The sequence below is a fragment of the Streptomyces millisiae genome, from assembly GCF_031845425.1.
In the GTDB taxonomy this organism is placed as follows: domain Bacteria; phylum Actinomycetota; class Actinomycetes; order Streptomycetales; family Streptomycetaceae; genus Streptomyces; species Streptomyces millisiae.
In genome coordinates this window covers 66,846-92,304 of the sequence record NZ_JAVREM010000024.1, presented here as the reverse complement: position 1 = coordinate 92,304, position 25,459 = coordinate 66,846, and the positions used below count along the sequence as shown (strand labels likewise).

The window sequence follows — 25,459 nt, the reverse complement described above, 5'->3', positions numbered from 1 at the left end:
CACCCTGGAGGAGCTGATGCTCCGCCACTACGGCGACGAGCTGGAGGCCCTGGAGGGCAACGGCCACCACGCCAACGGGGTGACCAGGTGACCGCCGCCACCGCGCCCCCCGTCGCGACCGGGGCGATCACGACCGGCCAGGGACAGCCCCTGGCCGGGACCTGGACGCTGGTCAGGTTCGCGCTCCGCCGCGACCGGGTCAGGCTCCCCGTGTGGATCCTGGCGACCACGCTCGTCTCGATGTCCTCGCTCTCCAGCTTCCAGACCCAGTACGCCACCGCCGCCGACCGCGCCACCGCCGCGGAGACCCTCGGCGGGCCCGCGGGTCTCGCGATGACCGGGCCAGAACGCTACGTCGAAGGACCCGACTACACCTACGGGGCGATGACGGCGCACCAGCTGATCGGCTACCTGGCCATCACCGTCGGGCTGATGAGCGTCCTCACCGTCGTCCGCCACACCAGGACCGAGGAGGAGACGGGCCGCGCCGAACTGCTGCGGGCCAACGTCGTGGGCCGGCACGCCCAGCTGGCCGCCGGCCTCACCGTGGCGGTCGCCGCCAACCTCGCCATCGGGCTGCTGCTCGCCGCCACGCTCGGCGGCTCGGGGGTGGAGACGGTCACCGGTTCCGGCTCGCTGCTCCTCGGCGCCGCCGTCGCCGCGGCCGGCATCGGCTTCGCGGCCATCACCGCGGTCGGCGTGCAGATCAGCACCTTCTCGCGCGGCGCCTCCGGGCTCGGCATGGCCGCGGTCGGCGTCGCCTTCGCGCTGCGCGCCGTCGGCGACATCGGGAGCGACCCCGTCTCCTGGCTCTCCCCGATCGGCTGGGCCCAGCGCACCTACGCCTATGTCGACGACCGCTGGTGGCCGCTGCTGCTCAACCTGGCGCTGGCCGCCGCCTGCGCCGCCGCGGCCTTCACGCTCTCCACCCGCCGCGACGTCGGCGCCGGACTGCGGCCGCCACGCCCCGGCCGGCCCGCCGCCTCCGAGGCACTCAGCCGCCCGCTCGGCTTCGCCCTCCGGCTGCACCGCGGCGTGCTGCTCGGCTTCGCCGCAGGCGGACTGCTGTTCAGCCTGATGTACGGCTCCATCCTCGGCAGCGCCGAGGACATGATCAGGGAGAACGAGCAGCTGCGGGAGCTCACCGAACAGCTCGGCGGCGGCGTGGTGGAGTCGTTCGCCTCGGTGGTGATGACCGTCCTCGTCGTCCTCGCCGCCTGCTACGTGGTGGTGGCCGCCCTACGGGCCAGGACCGAGGAGACCGGCGGCCGCGCCGAGCCCGTGCTCGCCACCGGGCTCTCCCGCACCCGCTGGCTGGCCAGCCACCTGACCGTGTCACTGGTCGGCGGCACCGCCGTGCTGCTGCTCGCCGGCCTCGGCTTCGGGCTCTCCGGCGCCGCGTCGACCGACGACTGGAGCCTGGTCCCCGCGCTGACCGGCGCCTCGCTGGCCTACGCGCCCGCGCTCTGGGTCACCGCGGGCGTCGCCGTGGCGCTCTTCGGCTGGCTCCCGAACGCCTCGGCCGCCGCCTGGGCCGTTCCGGGGTACTCCTTCCTCGTGGTCTATCTGGGTGATCTCATCGACCTGCCCGACTGGCTGGCCGACTTCTCCCCGATCGGCCATGTCCCACAGGTGCCGGCGGCCGCCCTCGAGTGGACGCCGCTGCTGGTCCTGACCGCGGTGGCCGCCGGGCTGATCTGGCTCGGCCTGGCCGGCTTCAACCGCCGCGACCTGGACTGCAAGTGACCGGTGCCGCCCGGCCCGCCCCGGCGGGCCGGGCGGCACCGGGCGCCCACCCAACGGAGCAACCACCCACCCGCTGGGACCATCTCCGGATGCGACCTCCGTGACGCGCTGTTCGCATAGGTGACAACCCGTCACGCGTCTCTGCGTGCGGCAGACGACCCGGAGGTCACCGCTCATGAGAATCGCGCTCTCCAGAAGCCGCCTGGCCGCCGCAGCGGCCACCCTCCTCCTCTCCCTGGGAACGGCCGCCACCCCGACCCTGGCCTGGGCCGAGGCGCAGGCCGACTCCGGCCCGACCACCCCCTCGGCACCGCTGACCATCTCGCCGAGCTCGGGGCCCCCCAACACCTCCGTCACCGTCCGGGCCACCTGCGAGCCCAACGGCCCGGCGACCTCGCCCGCCTTCCAGCAGGACATCACCCTGCGGCAGTCGAGCAACAACCAGTGGGTCGGCACCGGCCGCATCAAGTCCAGCGGTCTCCAGTCCGGGAAGAGCTACACCGTCACCGTCCGCTGCCGGGACGGCGTCACCCTGACCACCAACTTCACCGTCACCTCCGCCACTCCCACCGGCGGCGCGGCCGCCGGCTTCGGCGGCAGCAGCGGCGGCGTCGGAGGCGGCGACTCGGCCGCGACCGCGCTGGCCGTCGGCGGCGGCGTGGCGGTGGCAGGCACCGCCGGCTACCTGTTCCTCGCCCGCCGGCGCCGGGCCACCGGCAGCCACTACTGAGAGGCGCGGCGGTGCGCCAGATCCTGCGTCGGCTGCGGGGCGCCGACCGACCCCCTCGCCTGCGGGTCCCGCGGGCGATGCGGAAGGTCAAGCCCCGGCGCACCCCGCGCACCCCGCGGGACCCGCGCAAGGTCAGGTCCAGGCCCGAGAAGGCCCGCACGGGCCGGGGGGCTCGCGAGGCCGGCAGGCCGAGCGAGGCCCCCGAGGTGGCCACGACCGGGACCGCGACCACGGCCCGGGCCGAGGAGAAGGCCCCCGCCGGCGCCCCCGCGGGGGCGGCCGGGGACGCCGGGGGCGGGCGGCGCAGGCGGCGCCGCCTCGGGTCCGTGCTGAACCCGCTGCGGCCCGTGCGGTTCCTCGGCCGGCTCGTCCGCCGGCCGCTGGTGGCCTGCGTCGGCGTGCTGGTCCGGGCGGTGCGGTGGGTCGTGCGCTGGTACCGCCGCGTCGCCCGGCCGGTGGTGTCGGCCGCCCGCGCCGTCAAGCGGCTGGTGCTGGCCCGGCCGGGCGACGGCAGCCGCGCGGCGGCGGCCCGCGTCAGCCGGCAGCAGCGGCTCGCGCTGCGCGCCCGCCGTCTCGAGGTGGCGGCCGCGGCCTCCGCCGTCACGGTGGGGCTCGCCGGCGGGCTGCTGCTGCCCGGCTCGGGCGAGGTCGTCAGCGAGGCGCGGGCGTCGAGCAGCATCGCGGAGGGCGTCTCCCGGCCGGGCGCGGTGGACGCCCCCGGCGCGGCGCCCGACGCGGGCTCCACGGCCAACCTGGACGGCTCGGAACAGCCTTCGGGAGTGGTCGCGCCGCCGCTGCCACGCTCCACCCCCACCCGGATCCGCATCCCGCAGCTCGGCACCGACGTCGAGGTGTTCGGCGCCCTGCTCGGCACGGACGGCGGGCCGCCGTCGCCGGCCGAGGAGGACGCCATGCGGGCCGCCTGGTACTCGGGTGGCGTCGCGCCCGGCGAGCAGGGGCCGGCCATCCTGGTCGGGCACCTGGACACCTACACCGGCCCCGCCGCCTTCGCCGGGCTCGGCCAGCTCCAACCGGGCGAGCTCATCGAGATCGACCGGGAGGACGGCCAGACCGCGCTGTTCGAGGTGGACTCCGTCGAGCAGTACCCGAAGGCGGACTTCCCCGACCTGCGGGTCTACGGCGCCGTCGACACCCCCCAACTGCGGCTGATCACCTGCGGCGGCCGCTGGACCGCGGACGGCGGCTACGACTCCAACATCGTGGCCTACGCCCGCCTGATCGGCACCATCGCGCCCCCTGCCACCGGCCAGTGACCGGCGAGCGGCCGGAACACGACTGAGGCGTCCCGCGCTCGCGGGACGCCTCGGTGTGCCTCGGTGTGCCTGTGGGCGGTCAGGACAGGGTCTCGGCCGCCGTCGGGGAGCTGTCCCGCAGGAACTGCGAGCAGCGCTCGTACTCCTCGTCCTCGCCGATCGCCTGGGCGGCGCGCGCCAGCGCGTGCAGGGCGCGCAGGAAGCCCCGGTTGGGCTCGTGCTCGAACGGGATCGGGCCGTGGCCGCGCCAGCCGTTGCGCCGCAGCGCGTCGAGGCCCCGGTGGTATCCGGTGCGGGCGTAGGCGTAGGACTCGACCGTGCGGCCCTCGGCGAACGCGTCGTCCGCCAGCTGTGCCCAGGCGAGCGAGGAGGCCGGGTACTTCGCGGCCACCTCGGCCGGCGCCGTGCCCGCGGCCAGCAGCTCGCGGGGCTCCGGATCGTCGGGCAGGTGGGTCGGGGGCGGGCCCCCGAGCAGGTTCTCGTGAATCGCCATGTCGTCCAGTGTGCCGCTTCGCTGAGGGGATTCGTCGACGATCGGTTCGGCCGCGAGCTACTTCAGGCGGGTGCCGGTGGAGCGCAGGTCGGCGCAGGCCTGGGTGACGCGGGCCGCCATGCCGGCCTCGGCGAGCTTGCCCCAGCTGCGCGGGTCGTACGTCTTCTTGTCGCCGACCTCGCCGTCCACCTTCAGCACGCCGGCGTAGTTGCGGAAGACGTGGTCGACGATGGGGCGGGTGAACGCGTACTGGGTGTCGGTGTCCAGGTTCATCTTCACCACGCCGTTGTCGAGGGCGGTGGCGATCTCCTCCTGGGTGGAGCCGGAACCGCCGTGGAAGACGAAGTCGAACGGCGAGGCCTTGCCGAACTTCGCCGCGACGCCCTCCTGGAGCTCCTTCAGCAGGTCCGGCCGCAGCACCACGTTGCCCGGCTTGTAGACGCCGTGCACGTTGCCGAAGGAGGCGGCCAGCAGATAGCGGCCCTTCTCGCCGAGACCCAGCGCCTCGGCGGTGCGCAGCGCGTCCTCGACCGTGGTGTACAGCTTGTCGTTGATCTCGTGGCTGACGCCGTCCTCCTCGCCGCCGGTGGGGGTGATCTCCACCTCCAGCACGATCCGCGCGGCGGCGGCCTGGGCCAGCAGCTCCTGGGCGATCTCCAGGTTGTCCTTCAGGGTCTCGGCGGAGCCGTCCCACATGTGCGACTGGAAGAGCGGGTTCTCGCCCCGGTCGACGCGCTCCTTGGAGAGGGCCAGCAGCGGCCGGACATAGCCGTCCAGCTTGTCCTTGGGGCAGTGGTCGGTGTGGAGGGCGACGTTGATCGGGTACTTCCGGGCCACGACGTGCGCGAACTCGGCGAGCGCGGTGGCGCCGGAGACCATGTCCTTGTCGTACTGACCGCCCAGGAACTCGGCGCCGCCGGTGGACATCTGGATGATGCCGTCGCTCTCGGCCTCGGCGAAGCCGCGCAGCGCGGCGTGCAGGGTCTGCGTCGAGGTGACGTTGATGGCCGGGTAGGCGAACTTGCCCGCCTTGGCCCGGTCAAGCATCTCGTTGTAGACCTCTGGGGTCGCGATCGGCATCTGTCCGCTCCTTGTATGCGTAGGTCTGCTCGCCGTCGTCCCGCTCATCCTCCCAGAGAAGGACCCCTACCGGGACAGCGCGCGACAGTTTCACGTGAAACGACTACGGTGTGTCATATCCCCTGTTCAGGGGGGCGATCAGGCCAGGCCCAGGTCGCTCATCGTGTACGCCTGGTAGTAGGGCAGCCCGGCCTCCTCGATGGCCGGCGCGGCGCCGCGCTCGACGATCACCGCGACCGCCACCACCTCGGCGCCGGCCTCCCGCAGCGCGGCCACCGCGTCGAGCACCGAGCCGCCGGTGGTCGAGGTGTCCTCCAGCGCGAGCACCCGGCGGCCCGCCACGTCGGGGCCCTCGATCCGGCGCTGCAGGCCGTGCGCCTTCCCTGCCTTGCGCACCACGAAGGCGTCGAGCCGCCGGCCCCGGGCCGCCGCCGCGTGCAGCATGGCGGCGGCCACCGGGTCGGCGCCCAACGTCAGACCGCCGACGGCGTCGAAGTCGAGGTCCGCGGTGAGGTCGAGCATGACCTCACCGACGAGCGGCGCGGCCTCGCCGTCCAGGGTGATCCGCCGCAGGTCGACGTACCAGTCGGCCTCCCGCCCGGAGGAGAGGATGACCTTGCCGTGGACGACGGCCTTGTCCTTGATCTGCCGCAGCAGCTCGTCACGCACGCTCATGGCTCACGACACTACGCCAGGCCCGTTCAGAGCCTGCGCCATGTCCAGCTTGTGGAGATCTCCAGCGGCTCCAGCTCGGTGACCAGGCGGGGATGGGTGTTGAGCCCGTTGGGCGGCCCCGACTGCGGCTCCACGCAGACGGCCTCGGGCTGCTCGTCGTAGACCACCACCCAGGGGGTGCGGCTGGCCACGGTCAACTCCAGCTCGTCCGGCCAGACCAGCGCGACGCGGACGCCGTCCGGCATGCCGAAGCAGTCGTCCCAGGGCCCGGGCCCGGGCGGGACCCGGTGGCCGGTCGGCAGGTGGTCGTCGCCGCGCTCCTCCTGCCACTCGGCGGTGAAGTCGATGGTGACGTCCTTGCCCTCGGGGCTCAGCGTGCGGAGGAACCAGGGGTGCCAGCCGGCCTGCGCGGGGAAGGAGTCGCCCAGCGTCTCCACACCGAGGGTGAGGGTGAGGCCCGAACCGTCCTCGGCCAACTCCACGAGCTGGCTGACCCGGCCCCGGTAGGGCCAGGCGTCGGAACCGCCACCGAGGTCGCAGACCAGGGCGGCGCTCCGGTCGTCCGCGCTGACCAGCCGCCAGGGCCGGTTCCTGACCGTGCCGTGGATGGCGTGCGGGCCGGCGTTCACCGGCAGTTGGTGGGTGGTGGTGCCGTTGCTGAAGCGCCCCTCGCGGGTGCGGCCGCACCAGGGCGCCATCACGAAGGAGCCGAACCGCTCGCCCTGGCGCAGCAGTTCGAGCCCGCCGACGCGGAGCGAGGAGAGCCGGCCGCCCTCGTCGGGGCGCACGGTCAGTTCGGTGTCGGCGGCGCGGAGTCGCACTCCGCTGTCGGTGTCGTCGGTGGTCACCCCATGACGATAACGATCTGATGCGACTATCCGACGTACGCAGGTCCTCATGTCGTCACCGCGCGGGCGTCGGCGGCGCGGTCAGCGGAGCACGCCGCGCCGCCGGCGAAGCGCCCGGCCGACGATGACCGCGGAGGCCAGCGCGATGGCGGCGGCCGGCGCCGCCCAGCGCAGCACCACGGCGGTTCCCGTCGGCTGCCCGGGCGCGGGATCGGGGGCGTACCGGCCGCGCGGCGGGGCGTGATCCACCTCCTCCGCGCTCCGACCGATCATCGTGCGCCGGGCGAAGTCTGCCTCCGGCTCGGGCAGGGCGGCCTCGGCCGCGACCAGCTCGTCGACCTCGTCGATCTCGACGACCCCGTCGGCCCCGTCCACCTCGTCCACCGGGTCGAACCCGTCGATGTCGTCGATGTCGTCGACCTCGGCGAGACGGGCGGCCTCGGCGATGTCCGCGACCTCGGCCGGCCGGTGCTCGGGCTCCGGAGCGGCCGGGATGACCGGGATCGCCGGCTCGTTGTCGTCGGGCGCCCCGATGCCGGCGGCCAGGGCCGTGGGCGGTGGCGGCTCCTCGCCGTCGACCGCGGACCGCGACAACTCCTCGACCAGCGCCTCGGCGAACCGGTCGAGCAACCTCCGGGCCGCCGCGGCCCGCTGCTCGGCCGCGTGGTCGGCGAGCCGGCCGCCGGCCTCGACCGTGCCGCGGAAGGAGAGCGTGCACCCCGGGCGGTCGGTCACCGGGCGGGGCACCACGGTGAGCGTGAGCCGCACCGTGCCCTCGCCCCTGACCTCGGCGCCCGCCGCCTCGACCGTGACGCCCTCGCCGCGCTCGGACAGGGTCAGGGTGCCGCCGTAGGTGATGGTCGAGGAACCGATCCGCACTCTCATGCGGCCGGCCAGCGCGCCGCCGGGCTCCAGACGCAGCCCGGGCACACAGCGCGCCACCCGCTCCGGCTCGGCGAACGCACTCCGCACGGCGGTGGCGGACAGTGGCAGATAGACCTCGTGCTCCATGGCCATGGCGCGGAGCCTACCCACACCACATGATCGGATCACTTATTCATCCCCACCGCGCGCCGGGCCGGCCGGCGGCGGCGCGCCATCAGCCGGAACGGCCGGGCCCCAACGCGCTGGAGGAGGTGCCGAGCCGCTCGGCCGCCGCCTGCTCCAGCGGGGGCACGACCGCCATGCAGGCCAGCAGGGCGGCCACCACTCCCACGCTCAGCAGCAGGAACCGGCGGCGGACGCGCGGGCACAGGTCGCTCCGGAACAGCCAGAGCACCAGCACCCCGCCGGCCAGCGCGTTGACCACCCCGGTGAGCAGCGCCGCGTTCAGCCGGCCGAAGAGCGGCAGGAGAAGGAAGGGGAAGGCGAGGCCGCCGAGCAACGCCCCGACGTAGTCGGCCGCCGACAGGTCGGCCACCGCGCGCCCCGCGTCCTGCTGTCTGATCCGCTGGATCAGCGTCATCAACAGCGGCATCTCGGCCCCGATCAACACTCCCATCGCCAGCGAGAAGCACACCAGCATCGGCGTGGCCTCGCCGAAGAGCAGGAAGCTGAGGTGGAGCGTCATCGCCGAGGTGCCGCCGACCAGCGCCAACACCACTTCGATCAGGCCGAAGTTGACCGAGGCACGGCCGCGCAGCCGCTTGGCGCCGAGCGAGCCGAGCCCCATCGCGAAGACCATCAGCGACAGCACGATGGAGGTGTGGGTGACCGTGTCCCCGACGAGATAGTCGGCCAGCGCGATCAGTTCGAGCTCGTAGACCAACCCGCAGGCCGCGCAGACGAATACCGTCAGCAGGACCAGAGTTCGCCCGACGCCCGCCGACACCGGGAGCATGGCCGTCGCCGAGCACTCCGCCTCGGAGCGCTCGGCGTCGGACGTCTGGATCATGAACCGAACGTTACGTCACACCTCGGGATCGAACTGTCACCCACAGGAGTGGTTTCACGGCGACCGCCCCCCTCGGCGACCCTGGTCCTGGTCGCCACCAGCCGCCCCTCCTGCGGATAGGCGTGCCAGGTACGCCAGTGCACCTGGCCGCCCTGCCGCTGCGCGAGCAGCGCGGTGAAGGCGTTGGGGTCACCGGGGAACAGGCCGGCGAGACCGTGCGGATGCTCCGCGACCAGGGCCAGCAACTCCTGGGCGCGCCCGGCGAACGAGCCGGCGCTCAGGCTCTCGACGCGCGCCGCGAACTCGTACTCGAAGTTGCCGAGCCGCCGGGAAACCCCCAGGGGCAGCGGGGTGTTGCTCCCCGGCATGCACGCGACGGTCTCGGAGCAGGCGCCGTCCCGATGCTCGAAGAGCACCTGATGCGAGGCGCCCAGCACCCGCAACTGCACCCGGGCTCCCGAGAGTTCGAGATCGAGGGTGGCCAGGGACGGCAGCGGTTCCCGGCCCAGCGCCCAGGCGAGGTCGGCGGCGCGGGTGTCGGTGTAGGCGGTGTGGATGGTGGTGAGCATGGGTCGGCCCCCCGCATGCGGGCAGTTGAGGGTGGTGTGGATCGCCCCTCGGGACACTCGAAGGCAGCGCCACCACCGAACCACGGAACTACCGGCAGCATCAGCGTTTTTACCCAACTTCACCAGGTTTCCATCCCCTCGGGGGGAGGGTGGCTCAGGTGTTCGCACCCGGCGGGGCGATGTCGCCCCGGAACGGCCCGCGCCAATTCACCGACGGGCGTGCGCAATTCGAACAGAACCGCACAGTCAACGCGCGGAGACTCCGCGAAATATGGCCTTTCGGCCCGAAAAGGATCGAAACGCTGGTAACAGCTCAGCGTGCTTCACATCTCGTCTGCACAACGGTCACTCGGCCGCACTTGTTCGCGCTCTCATCTGTGAGGAAGCTCAGCGGAACTTCACACCGAAGTGACTTACTGGGGAAGGCCCGATTGATGACGAGATTCGGCAGAACGTCGAAGATCGCCGCGGCCCTGCTGGGAGGCGCCCTCGTCCTCTCTGCCTGTGGCGGCGGCGACGACGAAAGCGGCAACGAGAACGAGAACGAGTCGAGCGGCTCGGGCGGCACGGTCACGTATGCCATGGCCCAGCCGTGGCAGAGCTACAACAACACCACCGCGGGCGCCAACACCGTCGCCAACGGCCAGGTCATGGAGCAGGTGCTGTCGGGCTTCTGGACGTTCGGAGACTCGGACGGCCAGCCGATCCCCAACGAGGACTTCGGCACCTTCGAGATGGTCTCCGAAGACCCGCTGACCGTGGACTACACGATCAACGAGGCGGCCGTCTGGTCCGACGGCACCCCCATCGACTGCGACGACATCCTGCTGTGGTGGACCGCGCAGAGCGGCGCCTTCGACGGGCTGTTCTCCGCCGTCGGCACCCAGGGCGTCGAGGACACCGCCCAGCCGGAGTGCGAGCCGGGCGGCAAGTCCTTCACGCTGCTCTACGACCAGCCGTACGCGGACTGGCTGACCGCCGGCCCGGGCCACGGCAACACCGCCATCCAGCCGGCCCACATCGTCTCGGAGCAGGGCGGGTTCGCCTCCGAGGAGGAGTTCATCGCCGCGCTCCAGGGCGACGACCCCGCGGCGCTCGAGGCCGCCGCCGAGTTCTACAACAACGGCTGGGTGATCGAGGGCGCGCTTCCCGACCCCGCGCTGATCCCGTCCTCCGGCCCCTACGTCATCAGCGGCTACGAGGCCAACCAGTCCGTCACGCTCACCCGTAACGAGAACTGGTGGGGCGAGGAGCCGGCCAACGACTCGATCGTCTTCCGCACCATCGCCGACGAGGAGCAGGTCCAGGCCCTCCAGAACGGCGAGGTCGACATCATCGAGCCGCAGCCGACGGTGGACATCGCCCAGCAGATCCAGTCGGCCTCCGGCGTCGAGAACGAGGTGGGTGAGGAGTACACCTACGAGCACCTCGACTTCAACTTCAACGCCGGCCCGTTCGCCGAGTCCATCGAGCTGCGCCGGGCGTTCGCCCTGTGCGTGCCCTACGAGGACCTGGTCGTCAACCTGATCCAGCCCGTCGTGCCGGACGCCGAGGTCAAGCGCGTCCGCAACGTGGCGCCGTGGGACCCGGGTTACCAGGAGGCCGTGGACGCCTCCCAGGCCAGCATCGACGAGTACGGCACCACCGACATCGACGCCTCCCGGGCCATCCTGGAGGCCGAGAACGCCGTCGGCACCACCGTCCGCCTCGGCACCCTGGAGAACCAGCGCCGTCTCGACGCCGGCGCCCTGATCGAGGCCTCCTGCGAGCAGGCCGGCTTCGAGGTCGAGTTCGAGCCCGCGACTGACTTCTTCGACACCACCGGCGCGCTGGCCGAGAACCGCTTCGACGTGGCCATGTTCGCGTGGGCCGGCTCGCCCGACCGCTCCGGCTGGAACTCCACCTACCGGACCGTGAGCGAGTGCTCCCCCGAGGGCAAGGGCAACAACAACGGCTGCTACTCCAGCCCCGAGATGGACGAGCTGCTCGACCAGGTCCTGCGCACCTCCGACCAGGCCGAGGCCATCGAGCTGACCGCCCAGATCGAGGCGCTGCTCTGGGAGGACATGGTGACCATCCCGCTGTACCAGCACCCGGGCATCACCGCCTGGAACGGTGCGGTGGCGAACGTGATCCCCAACCCCTCGCAGAACGGCATCACCTGGAACGCCGACCAGTGGGCCAGGTCCTGACGACCCACTAGACCGACCGGTGGCCCGCCGAGGCGGGCCACCGACGGCGTACCACTCGCCCACGCGGGGCCGGGGGACACCCATCCCTCCGGCCCCGCCTTCGTACGGTGGCGGCGCGTCGCCGCGAACGCGCCCGCGTTCCGCCCCACCCCCAGCCCCCTGAACTCCTGGAGTCAGCGCACCATGCTCGTCTTCATAGCGCGGCGGCTCTTCGTCTCGATCTGGGTGTTCCTCGCGTCCTCCGTCATCGTCTTCTTCCTCTCCACACAGGTCAGGGACCCGCTGGCGGAGGCCAGGGCGCTGCCGGACGGTGCCCGCGAGAACGCGATCGCGGAGATCACCGAACGCATGCACCTGGACGACCCGATCCTCGTCCGCTACTTCCGCTGGCTGGGCGACGCCCTCGCCGGCGACCTCGGCACCAACCGGCAGGGCCAGAGCGTCAACACCATGCTGGAGTCGGCCTTCTCGGCCACCGTCCAGCTCATCGTCGGCGCCACCGTGCTCTCCATCGTGGTCGGCATCTCCATCGGCGTGATCTCGGCGCTCCGCCAGTACACGGCGCTCGACCAGACGGTCACGTTCGTCGCGTTCATCTGCTTCTCGCTGCCGCTCTTCTGGGTGGGCACGCTGCTCAAGCAGTTCCTCGCCATCGACTTCAACGACTGGCTGGCCGATCCCGAGATCTCCCCCCTCTTCATCGGCGGCATCTCCCTGCTCACCGGCCTGTTCTGCGGCTCGGTGGTGCTGGGCGACCGCCGCTCCCGCCTCGTCGCGTTCGCCTCGAGCGCCGCCGCCATGGCCGTGCTGCTCGCCGTGCTCTCCGCCACCGAGTGGTTCGCCGACCCCGGCCTCGGACCCGTCGTGGTGGCCATCACCGCCGTCGCCGGCGCCATCGGCTTCACCACCCTGGTGAGCGGCCTGGAGTGGCAACCGCCGCTGCGCGCGGCCCTGATCGCGGCGGCCATCGGCATTGTGGCCTACTTCGCCCTCGACCCGGTACTGGATAATCCACAGCTGCCGACGATCATCGGACTGGCGCTGCTGACGGCCGCCGTCTGCTTCGGCCTCGGCTGGTACGTCGGCGGCGACCTGTACCGGCGCAACGCCATCCCGGCCACGGTCCTCACCGGCCTCTTCGCCGGCGCCGTGATCTTCACCGACCGGATGCTCCAGTCGTTCGCCGACTACAGCGAATCGGTGGGCGGCCGCCCCGTCTCCACGGTCGGCGCGGAGACCCCCAACTACGAGGGCACCTTCTGGGAGAGCGGCCTCGACTCGTTCGGCCACCTGGCGCTGCCCACCCTCGCGCTGGTGCTCATCTCGCTCGCCACCTACACGCGTTACACCCGGGCCAGCATGCTCGAGGTGATGAACCAGGACTACGTGCGCACCGGCCGCGCCAAGGGCCTGAGCGAGCGGGCCGTGGTCACCCGGCACGTGCTGCGCAACGGCCTGATCCCGATCACCACGCTCATCGCCTACGACATCGGCACCATCGTCGGCGGCGCCGTCGTCACCGAGCAGGTCTTCGGCTGGTCGGCGATGGGCAGCCTGCTGTTCACCGGCATCGAACAGGGCGACCCCATGCCGATCATGGCCTTCTTCGTGGTGTCGGGCGGCGCCATCGTGGTCTTCAACATGATCGCGGACATCGCCTACGCCTTCCTCGACCCCCGCATCCGCCTGTCCTGAAGCCCTAAGGAGGCAAAGGCCATGACGCAGAACGCGCAGCCGGCCGGGGCGGAGAAGACCCCGGCGGCACCCGCCGCGGCCCAGGACGCCGCGGCCCAGGGAATGTCCATCGTCGCCCGCTCCCAGGGCCAGTTGGTGCGGCGCCGGTTCTTCCGGCACCGCGGCGCCCTGGCGGGCATGATCCTGTTCTTCATCGTGGTGGCGCTCGCCGTCAGCACGATCGGCGCCGGGCCGATCCCCGGCTGGTGGGACAAGGACCCCATGGCCACCGGCCAGGTGGTCGACGCAGGCCGGCCCACCCTGTCCGTGCTGCCCGAGTTCCTCGGCGGCGGCGGGCTCCACCTGGGTGAACACCCCTTCGGCCAGGACAACATCGGCCGCGACTACTTCGCCCTCACCATGCGCGGCACCCAGGTGTCGCTGGTGATCGCGCTGATCACCGGCCTGGTCGCCACCTTCGTCGGGACCCTGCTCGGCGCCGTCGCCGGCTACTTCCGCGGCTGGGCCGAGTCCGTGCTGATGCGCATCACCGACGTGATGATCGCCATCCCGACGCTGCTGATCGCGGGTCTGATCGGCGTCATCGTCGCCGGCCGCGGCATCGTGATCTTCGCGGTCTTCCTCGGCCTGTGCCTGTGGACGCAGATCGCCCGGCTGGTGCGCGGCGAGGTGCTGTCGCTGCGGGAGAAGGAGTACGTGGAGGCGGCCCGCTCGGTCGGCACCCGCTCCCGGCGCATCATCTTCAAGCACATCCTGCCCAACACGATGGGCGTGATCATCGTCTCGGCGACGCTGATGATCGCCAGCGCGGTGCTGACCGAGACCGCGCTCTCCTTCCTCGGTCTCGGCGTACAGGCGCCGGACACCTCGCTCGGCCGGCTGATCAGCGACTACCGCACGGCGCTGACGGTCCGCCCCTGGCTCTTCTACTGGCCGGGCGCCTTCATCATCGCCATCGCCCTGTCGATCAACTTCATCGGCGACGGCCTGCGCGACGCCTTCGACCCCCGACAGACCCGGGTGCGTGACTGATGTCTTCCCTTACCCCACCTGTGACCCCGTCCGAGGGCGTCGCGCCGACCGAGGCCGTCGTGACCGAGGCGGCCGAGGAGGTCCACGCGGCCAGGACACTGGCCGACTCGCGGCCGCCGTCGGACGAGGAGATCCTGACCGTCGAGAACCTGACGGTCGAGTTCCCCACCGACGACGGCGTGGTGCGGGCCGTGCGCGGCGTCAGCTACACCCTGCACGCCCGCGAGGTGCTGGGCATCGTCGGCGAGTCGGGCTCCGGCAAGTCGGTCTCGTCGATGGCCGTGATGGGTCTGCTCCCGAAGAACGCGCGGATCCGCGGCAGCATCCGCTACCGCGGCCAGGACCTGCTGGCGCTGCGCCCCAAGGAGCAGCGCTCGCTGCGCGGCCGGAAGATCGCGATGATCTTCCAGGACCCGATGACCTCGCTCAACCCGGTCCGCACGGTCGGCGACCAGCTCGCCGAGGCGGTGCTCGCGCACCACCTGGTGCCGCGCAAGCGCGCGCTCGCCCGGGCGCGGGAGATGCTCGACCTGGTCGGCATCCCGCAGGCCGACAAGCGGCTGCGGTCCTACCCGCACGAGTTCTCCGGCGGCATGCGGCAGCGCGTGATGATCGCGATGGCGATCATCAACGACCCCGACGTGATCATCGCGGACGAGCCCACCACGGCCCTCGACGTGACCGTCCAGGCGCAGATCCTGGAGAAGCTGCTCGAGGTCAAGGACGAGGTCAACGCGGCGATCCTGATGATCACCCACGACCTGGGCGTGATCGCGGGCATGGCGCACCGCACCCTGGTGATGTACGCCGGCAAGCCGGTCGAGATCGGCGAGACCGACCAGGTCTTCTACGAGCCCCGGATGCCGTACACCGCGGGCCTGCTCGGCTCCATCCCCTCCCTCGAAGGCGATCGGGACGGCCGGCTGCGGCCGATCGGCGGCACCCCGCCCTCGCTGATCCACCTGCCGCCCGGCTGCCCGTTCTCGCCGCGCTGCCCGCTGGCGACGGACGAGTGCCGGGCGACCGAGCCGGAGCTCGCCGCGGTGGGCGAGGGCCACTCGGCGGCCTGCCACCACAGCGACACCCTGGCCGAGGCCGAGGACGCCACCGCGTTGTTCCGCACGACCAGCCCAGAGGAGGCCTGATGTCCACGCAGAGTCCCACTCCGACCTCTCGGGAGCTGCTGAGGGTCACCGACCTGGTGGTCAACTTCCCGGTGCGCGGCGGCGGCCTGTTCCGCCGGGTCGTGGGCCAGGTGCAGGCGGTCAGCGGGGTGTCGTTCTCCGTCGGGGAGGGCGAGACCCTGGGGGTGGTGGGCGAGTCCGGGTGCGGCAAGTCCACCACGGGCCGGGCCGTGCTCCAGCTGATCAAGCCGACCTCCGGCTCGGTGACGTTCGACGGCCAGGAGATCACCGGCCTGTCGACGTCCCAGCTGCGGGCGGTGCAGCGGAACGCCGGCATGGTCTTCCAGGACCCGTACGCCTCGCTCAACCCGCGGCTGCCGGTGAACGACATCGTCGCCGAGCCGCTGAAGGTGCAGGGCGTCTGGCGCGAGGGCGGCAAGGCCAGGGTGGCCGAGCTGCTGGAACTCGTCGGCCTGAGCCCGGAGCACGGCAACCGCTACCCGCACGAGTTCTCCGGCGGCCAGCGGCAGCGCATCGGCATCGCCCGGGCGCTGGCGCTCGACCCGAAGCTGCTGGTGCTGGACGAGCCGGTCTCGGCGCTCGACGTGTCGGTGCAGGCGGGCGTGGTCAACCTGCTCGAGGACCTCCAGGACCGGCTCGGCGTGGCCTATGTCTTCATCGCCCACGACCTGTCGGTGGTCCGGCACATCTCGGACCGGGTCGCGGTCATGTACCTGGGCAAGATCGTGGAGACCGGCACCCGGCAGGACGTCTACGAGCGGCCCAGCCACCCGTACACCCAGGCGCTGCTCTCGGCGGCGCCGCTGGCCGACCCGCGACGGGAACGGGCCCGCCGTCGGACGGTGCTCACCGGGGACGTGCCGAGCCCGCTCTCGCCGCCCAGCGGCTGCCGCTTCCGCACCCGCTGCTGGAAGGCGCAGGACATCTGCGCCACCGAGGAGCCGGCGCTCAAGGACCGGGGAACGGCCCATCCGGTGGCCTGCCACTTCCCGGAGGAGGCGGAGAAGGCCGCCCCGGCCCCGGCTCCCGCCCCGGCGGCCTGACGGCGGTCTCCCTCCCACCCACCGGCCCTCCCGGGGCGGTGGGTGGGACGGCCGAGCCGTCAGGACTCGTCGGCGAGCAGTTCGTCGATCCGCCGCACCTTGGACGTCAGCCCGTCGGTGACGCCGTCCCGCACGTCCGCCTTGAGGACCAGGCTGACGCGGCTCACGCCCCGCGCCCGCACCGCCTCGACGGCGGCCTTCACCACCGCCATCACCTCGTCCCACTCGCCCTCGACCGAGGTGAACATCGCGTCGGTCCGGTGCGGCAGCCCACTCTCCCTGACCACCCGCACCGCCGCCGCGACGTCCTCCCCGACGTCCTCAGCCGAGCCGATCGGCGTCACCGAGAACGCGACGATCACGCGTCATCGCCTCCGGCGCCGCCACCGTTCCCCTCGTTTCCCTCGTTCCCCTCGTTCTCGTCGCCCTCGGCCGACTCGGCGTCCTTCTCGAGACCGAGCCGCTCGACCAGCCACCTGTCGAACTCGACCGAGGCCCGCACCCAGCTGACCAGGCTCGCCACGAAGTGGTCGAAGCCCACCCCGGCGCCGATCAGCATCTGCACCTCACCGATCAGCCGGACCGAGCCGTCGTCGTTGGTGTGCGTGTACACCTTGGGCCACAGCGTGGTGTGGTTCCACTCGTCGACGCTCTCCAGCAGCCGCGGCTTGTCGTCGATCGTGTGCGGCCGGTCGTAGAACGTCCGCACCGACAGGATCCGCTGCTGCTTCTCGCCCCGGAACATGAAGTAGGTGCGGAAGTCCTTCCAGGGCGCCACCAGGTCGCCCTGCTTGTCCACCACGTACTTCAGCTTCATCCGGTCGAGCAGTTGCTTGATCAGATCCTGGTTCGGCATGATCGGCCCCGCCGGCTTGCGCGCCTGCTGCGGCTGGCCGCCGGACTGGTCGCCGGACGGGCGACCGGGCTGGCCCCCGAAGTTCGGGATTGCGGACGGGTCGACAGACACGGGATAAGTCCCTTCATACGGTTTTAGAGGGCGTTCCCCATCCTCTCCCATCACTCCCGGGACATGGCAACCAGTCGTAGCCCACCGTCGAGATCCGCGTCCACCCGAACGGTGTCACCGTCCCGCACCTCGCCGGAGAGGATCTGCCTGGCCAGCGGGTCGCCGATGGCCGTCTGCACCAGGCGGCGCAGCGGCCTGGCGCCGTAGGCCGGGTCGTTGCCCTCGACGGCCAGCCAGCGCAACGCCAGCTCCGTGACGTCCAGCGTGAGCCGCCGGTCGACGAGCCGCCGCTGGAGTGCGTCGATCTGCAGCTGGGCGATCCGCCCCAGCTCCTCGCCCGTCAGCGCGCTGAACACCACCAGATCGTCAAGACGGTTCAGGAACTCGGGCCGGAAGGCCGCCCGCACCGCCGCCAGGACCTCCTCGCGCTGCTCGGCCGGCTTGGCCAGCGGATCGATCAGGTGCTGACTGCCGAGGTTGGAGGTGAGGATGAGGATGGTGTTGCGGAAGTCGACCGTGCGGCCCTGGCCGTCGGTCAGCCGCCCGTCGTCCAACACCTGGAGCAGGATGTCGAAGACCTCGTGGTGGGCCTTCTCCACCTCGTCGAGCAGCACCACGGTGTAGGGGCGGCGCCGGACCGCCTCCGTGAGCTGACCGCCCTCCTCGTACCCCACGTAGCCGGGGGGCGCCCCGACCAGCCGGGCCACGGAGTGCTTCTCGCTGTACTCGCTCATGTCGATGCGGACCATGGCCCGCTCGTCGTCGAAGAGGAAGTCGGCCAGCGCCTTGGCCAGCTCCGTCTTGCCGACGCCCGTGGGCCCGAGGAACAGGAACGAGCCGGTGGGCCGGTCGGGGTCGGCGATCCCGGCGCGGCTGCGCCGCACCGCGTCGGACACGGCCCGCACAGCCTCCGTCTGGCCGATCAACCGACGGCCGAGCTCCTCCTCCATCCGGAGCAGCTTCTCCGTCTCGCCCTCCAGCAGCCGGCCCGCCGGGATGCCGGTCCAGGCGGAGACGACGTCGGCGATGTCGTCGGGCCCGACCTCCTCCTTCACCATGGTGGACCTGGCCGCCTCGGCCTCCGCCTCGGAGGCCGCCGCCAGCTCCCGCTCCAGCGCCGGGATCTCGGCGTACAGCAGCTTGGACGCGGTCTCGAAGTCGCCGTCCCGCTGGGCGCGCTCGGCCAGGCCACGCGTCTCGTCGAGCCGCTCCTTCAGCTCACCCACCCGGTTGAGGCTCTGCTTCTCCTTCTCCCACCGGGCGGTCAGGCCGCGCAGCTCCTCCTCGCGGTCCGCGAGCTCCCGCCTGATCCGCTCCAGGCGCTCCCTGGAGGACACGTCGGACTCGCCGGCCAGCGCCATCTCCTCCATCTTCAGCCGGTCGACCGAGCGCTGGAGCTCGTCGATCTCGACCGGCGAGGAGTCGATCTCCATCCGCAGCCGCGAGGCCGCCTCGTCGACCAGGTCGATCGCCTTGTCCGGCAGGAAGCGCGAGGTGATGTACCGGTCGGAGAGGGCGGCCGCGGCGACCAGCGCGCCGTCGGCGATCTGCACCTTGTGGTGGGCCTCGTAGCGGCCCTTCAGCCCGCGCAGGATGGCGACGCTGTCCTCCACGCTGGGCTCGGCCACCAGCACCTGCTGGAAGCGCCGCTCCAGCGCCGCGTCCTTCTCGATGCGCTCGCGGTACTCGTCGAGCGTGGTGGCGCCGACCATCCGCAGCTCGCCGCGGGCCAGCATGGGCTTCAGCATGTTGCCCGCGTCCATCGCCGAGTCGGCGCCGGCGCCCGCGCCGACGACGGTGTGCAGTTCGTCGATGAAGGTGATGATGCGGCCGTCGCTCTCCTTGATCTCGGCGAGCACGGACTTCAGCCGCTCCTCGAACTCGCCCCGGTACTTGGCGCCGGCCACCATCGCGCCGAGGTCGAGCGAGACCAGCCGCTTGTTCTTCAGGGACTCGGGCACGTCCCCCTTGACGATGCGCTGGGCCAGGCCCTCGACGACGGCGGTCTTGCCCACCCCCGGCTCGCCGATCAGGACCGGGTTGTTCTTGGTGCGGCGGGAGAGCACCTGCACCACCCGGCGGATCTCGTGGTCCCGGCCGATCACCGGGTCGAGCCGCCCCTCGCGGGCGGCGGCCGTGAAGTCGGTGCCGAACTTCTCCAGCGCCTTGTAGGTGCCCTCGGGGTCGGGGCTGGTCACCCGCTGCCCGCCGCGGCCGCGCTGGAAGGCGGCGAGCAGCTTCTTGTCGGTGGCGCCCTGGCGGCTCAGCAGCTCCCCGGTGGCCCCGCCACGGGCCGCGAGGCCGATCAGCAGGTGTTCGGTGGAGATGAACTGATCGCCCAGCTCCTTGGCCCGCTGGGCGGCGTCCGAGAGGACGGACAGCATCTCGCGGTTCGGCTGGGGCTTGGCGACGGACGAGCCCTGCACGCTCGGCAGCCCGCCGAGCAGCCGCTCGGCGCCGGAACGCAGGGCCGCCTGGTCGGCGTCCACGGCGGCCAGCAGGTCCTGGATGTTCTCGTTGTCCTGCCCGGAGAGCAGGGCGAGCAGCAGATGAGCCGGCGTGATGTCCGGGTGCCCGTCGGCCAGCGCCCGATCGTTCGCGGCACTGATCGCGTCCCGGCTCCGATTGGTCAGCTCGGCGTTCACTTCCGGCGCTCCTCCCTGTAGCTGCTAGCAGCTGCGTGCGATAAGTTGAGTCTATCTCACTCAAGTGACGATGCGCACACCCCTTCGTATTCCTCTTCCGGGTGAAAGAGATCTCCGCGCCTCCCGGTTCGACCGAGCGTGGGAAACGCTGGCACCCGACCAGGAGAGGAGGCACCATGACCGTCATGGCCGCCCACGAGCCCCCGCGCGCACAGCACGACCTCCTCGAAGTCTTTCTGGGCCTGGACACCCCCGACGGATACCGGGCCGAGCTCATCGAAGGGGAGATCGCTGTGAGCCCACCGCTGAGCGGCGACCACGAGGACCTGATCGACCTGATCGTCGACGAGATCAGGCGGAAGTCGAGGACGCGGATGCAGTGCTCGGGTCACAAGGGGCTGGCGGTCCCCAGATCCGACGGCCTCTTCCCACCCAACCACCTCATCCCCGACGTGACGGTCGCCCCCCGTGACGTGCGGCTGTTCCGCGGCGCCCCCTCGTGGATGGAACCGGACGGCGTGGCGATGGTCGTCGAGGTGACCAGTGGTCGAGCCGGACTCGACCGGGTCGACAAGCGCTACGCGTACGCCCAGGGAGGCATCCCGCTCTACCTCCTGGTTGACCGCGACCAGGAATCCGTCAGCCTGTTCAGCGAGCCCCTGCGGGACGACTACAAGGAGGTCGTCTCCGCCCCCTTCGGCGAAGGGCTCCCCCTGCCCGACCCTTTCGGCTTCGAACTCGACACCGGCGACTTCATCTGACCCCCGCCCACCCTCACCCGCCGGCCGCGGCGAACAGCTCCCTCGCCTCGTCGGGGAACGGCCGGCCCACCACGTGGCCGTCGCCGCTGCCCACCGACATCACCGCGACCACCGTCCCCGACTGGCCGTCCGCCGCGAAGTCCTGGATCCACGGACCACCGCTCGAGCCGGCGGTCATGTCGCAGCCCTCGAGCACCAGACCGCCCACGTTGGGCGCCTGCGCCTCGTCGGCCCCCAGCACGTCCGTGTCGCCCTCGCAGTACCGCAGTGACTCGCCGTCGTACGGCTCGACCGCCGGATAGCCGAGCACGGCGACCCGCCGCCCCTCCGGCACCGGCTCGAACGCGATCCGGTTGGCGCCGTGCGCCTCCTGGACCGTCCGGCCGTCCTTCTCCGCCACGGTGAGGAACGCGTAGTCGTGCGGCAGCACCTCGACCGTCTCGCGGGTGACGTCCCAGCCCTCCGGGGTGTGCCAGGAGGCGATCCGCCAGCCGTCCTCCCGGTAGCTGTCCCGCCCGTGGTCGTAGCCGGGCACGAACCAGGCGTCGCGCGGCGGCTCCGGGTTGTCCCTGGTCCGCGCGCAGTGCGCAGCGGTGGCGACCACGCTGCCGTTGGGCGCGTCCACGACGGCGCCCGAGCAGAGGCCGAGCCGGCCGCCGCCCGCGTCCCAGATGATCTTTCCCACGGTACCGACGGCGCCGCCGTCCCACGGCTCCGAGGCGACGGCGGGCGGCGCGAGGAGCCCGGCGAGGGAGACCGCGGCGAGCGCCGGCAACAGCGGAGATGTCATAGGCACACCCTGGGATCACGCTCCGGGCATGTCCAGCCACCGTCAGCCGATCGAGTGGTGGAACGGGGCTCGCACTCCCGGCAAAGATCCGGCAAAGCCACCGCTCCGCCATCGGTGTGGACCACTGCCGCGCCGCAGGCGGCACCCCCGCCGTCCGGAAACCCCGTCCGGCCCATCCTCGCAGGCAACTTCCGCGTTTCACGGGCGCATTGACGGCTCCTTCCGGTACCACGAGCATGCCCGTGCCCACTACCACCGGAGGCCGCCGTGCGAGGAAGAGCACCCCGACCCCGCGCGATCGCCGTCGCCGCCACCGCGGCCACGGCGATCGCCCTGCCGCTGCTGTTGACCGGCCCACCCGCCACCGCCGACTCCGACGACACCGCGCTGCAGGCCGCGTTCGCCGAGGCCGCCGACCGGTACGGCGTGCCCGAGGGCGTGCTGCTCGCCGTCTCCTACCTCGAGTCGCGCTGGGACGGCCACGGCGGCGCCGCCAGCGTCACCGGCGGGTACGGCCCGATGCACCTGACGGACGCCGCGACCGCGCTGGCCGAGTCCACCGCCCGGGGCCACCACGCGGACGGGACGGAGGACCCACGCGGCGACGACTCCCGACCGCTGCCGGCCGCCGACCGCCCGGGCGCGGACTCCGCGACCGACGCGGTCCCGGCCGCGGCGCGCACGCCGGCGGCCACCACCCTGCCGCGCGCCGCCGCCCTCACCGACATCCCGGCCGACGAACTCCGCACCGACGAGGCGGCCAACGTCGCGGGCGGCGCCGCGCTGCTCGCCGACGCCCAACGCGCGCTCGGCGCCCCGGCGAGCGACGACCCCGCCGACTGGTACGGCGCCGTCGCCGCCTACGCGGGTGCCGAGACCCGGGAGGCCGCCGAGGTCTTCGCCGACGACGTCTACGACGTGCTCGCCACGGGCGCCCGTCGCGTCACCGACAGCGGCCAGCGGGTGACCCTCGCGCCCGTCGCCGTCACCCCGGACACCGCCACCGCCGACGCGCTCGGCCTGCCGGTCGGGGGCCGCGACCCGGAGGTGGAGTGCCCGCGGACGGTGGCCTGCGACTGGATCCCCGCGCCCTACCAGGACCTCGGCGGCGGCGACTACGGCAACCACGACCTCGCCGACCGACCCGACTCCCAGGACGTCGACTACATCGTCATCCACGACACCGAGGCCACCTGGGAGACCACGCTCGACCTGGTGCAGGACCCCACCTACGTCTCCTGGCACTACAGCCTGCGCTCCTCCGACGGCCAGATCGCCCAGCACCTGCGCACCAAGGACGTCGGCTGGCACGCCGGCAACTGGTACGTCAACGCCAAGTCGATCGGCCTCGAACACGAGGGCTTCCTCACCGATCCGGACGCCTGGTACACGGAGGCGATGTACCGCACCTCGGCCCGCCTGGTGCGCTACCTCGCCCGCGCGTACGACATCCCGCTCGACCGGCAGCACATCGTGGGCCACGACAACGTGCAGGGCCCCACCAACGCCAACGTCGCGGGCATGCACACCGACCCCGGCCCCTACTGGGACTGGTCGCACTACTTCGAACTCCTCGGCGCCCCCTTCCACGCGACGGCGGGACCGCGCGGCGGTCTCGTCACCATCGCGCCCGACTACGACACCAACAGCCCCGGCTATGTCGACTGCGGCTCACCCGGCCGGCAGTGCCCCCCGCACGGCTCGGGCGCCGTCCGACTGCACACCGCGCCCAGCCACGAGGCGCCGCTCGTCCGCGACATCGGCACCCACCCGGGAGACGGCGAGTCCTCGACCGGCGTGAACGACGTCGGCGCGCGCGCCTCGGCCGGACAGACCTTCGCGGTCGCCGACCGCTCGGGCGACTGGACGGCCATCTGGTACCTGGGACAGGAGGCGTGGTTCCACAACCCGGCCGACGCGCCGACCGCCGTCAACGCCCGCGGCCTCGTCGCCACCGGCAGGGACGGCGCCGCCACCATCCCGGTCTACGGCCGCGCCTACCCGGAGGCCGCCGCCTATCCGCCGGACGTTCCCGTGCAGTCCGTCGTGCCGCTCGCCTACCAGATCCCCGCCGACCAGGAGTACGCCGTGGGTCTCCGCACCGACAGCGAGTACTACCGGGCCGTCACCTTCGACCCGGCCGAGCACCAGGTGGTGCGCGGCGAGGAGTACTACCAGATCCAGCTCGGCCACCGGATCGGCTTCGTGCGCGCGGCCGACGTCGAGCTGAGGTGGTCGGGCAGCTGAGCAACCAGTCGCTGGGCGGGGCTCGTTACGATGAGGACGATGCCCCGCCAGCCGCTCACCATCGCCGCCGTCGCCGCAGCCGTGCTGGCCGCGCTCATGATCACCGTGGCAGCCAGGGACGGCTCGCCCTTCGCCATCGACTCCACGCTGAACGACTGGGCCGTCGACCACCGCAGCCCCGCCTGGACCACCACCTCCAAGGTGATCACCAACACCGGCAGCGGCCCCCCGGCCATGGTCCTGGGCGCGATCGTCGGCGCGCTGGCCCTGCCGCGCCGATGGTGGCTGGGCGCGGTGGTCGGCCTCGGCACCCTGTGGGTCGGCATGTTCTTCCGGTGGCTCCTGGTCAACTGGCTCGGCCGGCCGCGGCCTCCCATGGCCGACTGGCTCACCCACCCGGATAACCCGTCGATGCCCTCCGGTCACGCCGCCACATCCGGCATGATCGCCATCGGCTTCGCGCTCGTCCTCTCTCGCCACGCACCCCGCGCCATCGCCTACGCCATCCCCGCCGTCTGGCTGGTGCTGGTCGGCATCAGCCGGGTCTACCTCGGGGTCCACTGGCCCACCGACATCATCGCCGGCTGGCTGTACGCCATCGCCTACACCGCCCTGGTGCTGCCGCCGCTCGCCAACGCGCTGGCTAAGGTGCGCGGTTATGACACAGGCGATCGAAAGCGAGAGTCCTAGCGACCACGAGCTGACCACCGGCCGCCGAGGGCTGGCGCTCCGCGAGACCGCGGAGGGGTCGGGCGTCCGCTTCGAGATACGCCTCGACGGCCGGCCCATAGGCCGCGTCGAGCTGTGCACCACCCCCACGCCGACGGGCGGTCCTTCCCGTCACACCATCACCTACCGGCTCGAACCGGCGCACACCCGCCAGGGTCATGCCACGGCCGCCTGTTGGGCGGCGCTCGGGCACGCCCGGCGCGCCCTCGGCGCGCGGGAGATGCACGCCGACGTGCCACACGGCGACCGGGCCGGCGCCGACGTCGCCCTCCGCCTCGGCTTCCGCCACACCGCCGACACGGGCACGCACGCGGTCTTCCGCCTCTCGCTCACCGCCACCACCGGCGGCGCCCCGACTCCGCGCCCGACCGCCCGCGTCGTGCTGCTCGACGACGACGGCCGGCTCCTCCTCCGCTCCACCCGCCGCGGCGACACCGTCGTCTGGCGCACCACCGGCGGCGCGGTGAGGCCGGGCGAGACCCACGAGGACGCGGCGCTGCGCGGACTCCGTGAGGAGACCGGCCTGACCGGGGTCACGCCGGGCCCCGAGATCTGGCGCGGCCGCCCCTGGTTCGCCGTCATCGGGGGCGTGGCGCACGAGGTACGGCAGCGCTACTACCTGGCGCGGGTGCCGTCCCACCGGGTCGACACCTCGGGGTTCCAGGCGCGGGAGCCGGCCGACGTCACCGGCCGCCGCTGGTGGACGGTCGACGAACTCGCCGCCACCCCGGACCTCCTACGGCCGGCCGGCCTGCCCAAGCTGCTGGCCGACCTGCTGGCGGGCGGGCCGCCCGACCGGCCGATCGCCGTAGCCGGCTGAGGGTCTTGGGCTGGCCGGATCGTTACCAACAACATTTGTCGCAAAGGACGTTGAAGGGTCCGGGAAGGGATATTCCCGCCTTGC

22 protein-coding genes and 1 pseudogene are annotated in these 25,459 nt (G+C 72.3%); 12 read left to right on the top strand and 11 right to left on the bottom strand.

Features of this window, described 5'->3' with window-relative positions:
- Positions 1-87: 87 nt before the first annotated feature.
- The 3 genes from RNC47_RS19175 (at position 88) to RNC47_RS19165 (ending at position 3,750) form a co-directional block, all read left to right on the top strand.
- Positions 88-1,746, top strand: coding sequence for an ABC transporter permease (locus tag RNC47_RS19175; protein ID WP_394814817.1), 1,659 nt, complete (start codon positions 88-90; stop codon positions 1,744-1,746).
- Positions 1,747-1,921: 175 nt separating this feature from the next.
- The gene (locus tag RNC47_RS19170; protein ID WP_311600352.1) at positions 1,922-2,476 is read left to right on the top strand and encodes a hypothetical protein; all 555 of its coding nucleotides are present in this window, start codon (positions 1,922-1,924) and stop codon (positions 2,474-2,476) included.
- Between the two features lie 11 nt (positions 2,477-2,487).
- A complete protein-coding gene (locus RNC47_RS19165) occupies positions 2,488-3,750 on the top strand; it encodes a class F sortase (RefSeq protein WP_311600350.1) in 1,263 nt (420 codons plus the stop codon).
- 79 nt (positions 3,751-3,829) lie between these two features.
- Here the strand turns inward: RNC47_RS19165 and RNC47_RS19160 are convergent, their stop codons facing one another.
- The 7 genes and pseudogenes from RNC47_RS19160 to RNC47_RS19130 form a co-directional block, all read right to left on the bottom strand.
- Positions 3,830-4,243: a DUF3151 domain-containing protein gene (locus RNC47_RS19160; protein ID WP_311600349.1), complete on the bottom strand. Its 414-nt coding sequence runs from the start codon at positions 4,241-4,243 to the stop codon at positions 3,830-3,832.
- A 57-nt stretch (positions 4,244-4,300) separates the two neighbouring features.
- Positions 4,301-5,323, bottom strand: coding sequence for a class II fructose-bisphosphate aldolase (fbaA, locus tag RNC47_RS19155; protein WP_311600348.1), 1,023 nt, complete (start codon positions 5,321-5,323; stop codon positions 4,301-4,303).
- A gap of 138 nt (positions 5,324-5,461) precedes the next feature.
- Positions 5,462-5,998 carry an orotate phosphoribosyltransferase gene (gene pyrE / locus RNC47_RS19150; RefSeq protein ID WP_311600347.1) on the bottom strand — a complete coding sequence of 179 codons (537 nt, stop codon included), beginning with the start codon at positions 5,996-5,998 and terminating at the stop codon, positions 5,462-5,464.
- 26 nt (positions 5,999-6,024) lie between these two features.
- Positions 6,025-6,846, bottom strand: a complete 822-nt coding sequence (locus RNC47_RS19145; RefSeq protein ID WP_311600346.1) for an aldose epimerase family protein — start codon at positions 6,844-6,846, stop codon at positions 6,025-6,027.
- An 81-nt stretch (positions 6,847-6,927) separates the two neighbouring features.
- Positions 6,928-7,863 carry an SRPBCC domain-containing protein gene (locus tag RNC47_RS19140; protein ID WP_311600345.1) on the bottom strand — a complete coding sequence of 312 codons (936 nt, stop codon included), beginning with the start codon at positions 7,861-7,863 and terminating at the stop codon, positions 6,928-6,930.
- 136 nt (positions 7,864-7,999) lie between these two features.
- Positions 8,000-8,740, bottom strand: a pseudogene (locus RNC47_RS19135) (spermidine synthase); the annotation flags it as partial.
- The gene (locus RNC47_RS19130; RefSeq protein ID WP_311600344.1) at positions 8,737-9,309 is read right to left on the bottom strand and encodes a DUF2617 family protein; all 573 of its coding nucleotides are present in this window, start codon (positions 9,307-9,309) and stop codon (positions 8,737-8,739) included. The gene RNC47_RS19130 and the pseudogene RNC47_RS19135, both read right to left, overlap by 4 nt.
- A 434-nt stretch (positions 9,310-9,743) precedes the next feature.
- Here RNC47_RS19130 and RNC47_RS19125 point away from each other — a divergent pair, with 434 nt between their 5' ends.
- The 5 genes from RNC47_RS19125 (at position 9,744) to RNC47_RS19105 (ending at position 16,416) form a co-directional block, all read left to right on the top strand.
- Positions 9,744-11,501 (top strand): ABC transporter family substrate-binding protein, encoded by a 1,758-nt coding sequence (locus tag RNC47_RS19125; protein ID WP_311600343.1) that lies wholly within the window; start codon positions 9,744-9,746, stop codon positions 11,499-11,501.
- A 183-nt stretch (positions 11,502-11,684) separates the two neighbouring features.
- On the top strand, positions 11,685-13,196 hold the full coding sequence (locus tag RNC47_RS19120) for an ABC transporter permease (protein WP_311600341.1): 1,512 nt from the start codon (positions 11,685-11,687) through the stop codon (positions 13,194-13,196).
- A 21-nt stretch (positions 13,197-13,217) separates the two neighbouring features.
- Entirely contained in the window at positions 13,218-14,228 is a 1,011-nt protein-coding gene (locus tag RNC47_RS19115; protein ID WP_311600340.1) for an ABC transporter permease, read from the top strand.
- Positions 14,228-15,373 (top strand): ABC transporter ATP-binding protein, encoded by a 1,146-nt coding sequence (locus RNC47_RS19110; protein WP_394814816.1) that lies wholly within the window; start codon positions 14,228-14,230, stop codon positions 15,371-15,373. The genes RNC47_RS19115 and RNC47_RS19110 overlap by 1 nt, the downstream gene beginning before the upstream one ends.
- Positions 15,373-16,416, top strand: coding sequence for an ABC transporter ATP-binding protein (locus RNC47_RS19105; RefSeq protein WP_311600338.1), 1,044 nt, complete (start codon positions 15,373-15,375; stop codon positions 16,414-16,416). Before RNC47_RS19110 ends, RNC47_RS19105 begins: the two co-directional genes overlap by 1 nt.
- A gap of 59 nt (positions 16,417-16,475) precedes the next feature.
- Here RNC47_RS19105 and RNC47_RS19100 read toward each other — a convergent pair whose 3' ends face one another.
- Genes RNC47_RS19100 through clpB form a run of 3 tightly spaced genes read right to left on the bottom strand, consistent with a single transcriptional unit; the run spans position 16,476 to position 20,028 of the window.
- Complete coding sequence (locus RNC47_RS19100; protein WP_311600337.1) at positions 16,476-16,778, bottom strand: MTH1187 family thiamine-binding protein; 303 nt, start codon at positions 16,776-16,778, stop codon at positions 16,476-16,478.
- Complete coding sequence (locus tag RNC47_RS19095; protein WP_311600336.1) at positions 16,775-17,383, bottom strand: YbjN domain-containing protein; 609 nt, start codon at positions 17,381-17,383, stop codon at positions 16,775-16,777. Before RNC47_RS19095 ends, RNC47_RS19100 begins: the two co-directional genes overlap by 4 nt.
- Before the next feature lie 50 nt (positions 17,384-17,433).
- Complete coding sequence (clpB, locus tag RNC47_RS19090; protein WP_311600334.1) at positions 17,434-20,028, bottom strand: ATP-dependent chaperone ClpB; 2,595 nt, start codon at positions 20,026-20,028, stop codon at positions 17,434-17,436.
- A gap of 176 nt (positions 20,029-20,204) precedes the next feature.
- On the opposite strand from clpB, the gene RNC47_RS19085 reads away from it, so the two are divergent.
- Entirely contained in the window at positions 20,205-20,789 is a 585-nt protein-coding gene (locus RNC47_RS19085; protein WP_311600332.1) for a Uma2 family endonuclease, read from the top strand.
- Positions 20,790-20,802: 13 nt separating this feature from the next.
- On the opposite strand, the gene RNC47_RS19080 is transcribed toward RNC47_RS19085, so the two are convergent.
- Entirely contained in the window at positions 20,803-21,579 is a 777-nt protein-coding gene (locus tag RNC47_RS19080; protein ID WP_311600331.1) for a trypsin-like serine peptidase, read from the bottom strand.
- A 267-nt stretch (positions 21,580-21,846) separates the two neighbouring features.
- Between RNC47_RS19080 and RNC47_RS19075 the strand changes: the two genes are divergently transcribed.
- From RNC47_RS19075 to RNC47_RS19065, 3 genes are read left to right on the top strand one after another with little or no spacing between them, the layout of a single operon-like run.
- Positions 21,847-23,826 (top strand): N-acetylmuramoyl-L-alanine amidase, encoded by a 1,980-nt coding sequence (locus RNC47_RS19075; RefSeq protein WP_394814815.1) that lies wholly within the window; start codon positions 21,847-21,849, stop codon positions 23,824-23,826.
- Positions 23,827-23,865: 39 nt separating this feature from the next.
- Positions 23,866-24,516, top strand: a complete 651-nt coding sequence (locus RNC47_RS19070; RefSeq protein WP_311600329.1) for a phosphatase PAP2 family protein — start codon at positions 23,866-23,868, stop codon at positions 24,514-24,516.
- On the top strand, positions 24,485-25,375 hold the full coding sequence (locus tag RNC47_RS19065; protein ID WP_311600327.1) for a GNAT family N-acetyltransferase: 891 nt from the start codon (positions 24,485-24,487) through the stop codon (positions 25,373-25,375). Before RNC47_RS19070 ends, RNC47_RS19065 begins: the two co-directional genes overlap by 32 nt.
- The last annotated feature ends 84 nt before the right edge of the window (positions 25,376-25,459 follow it).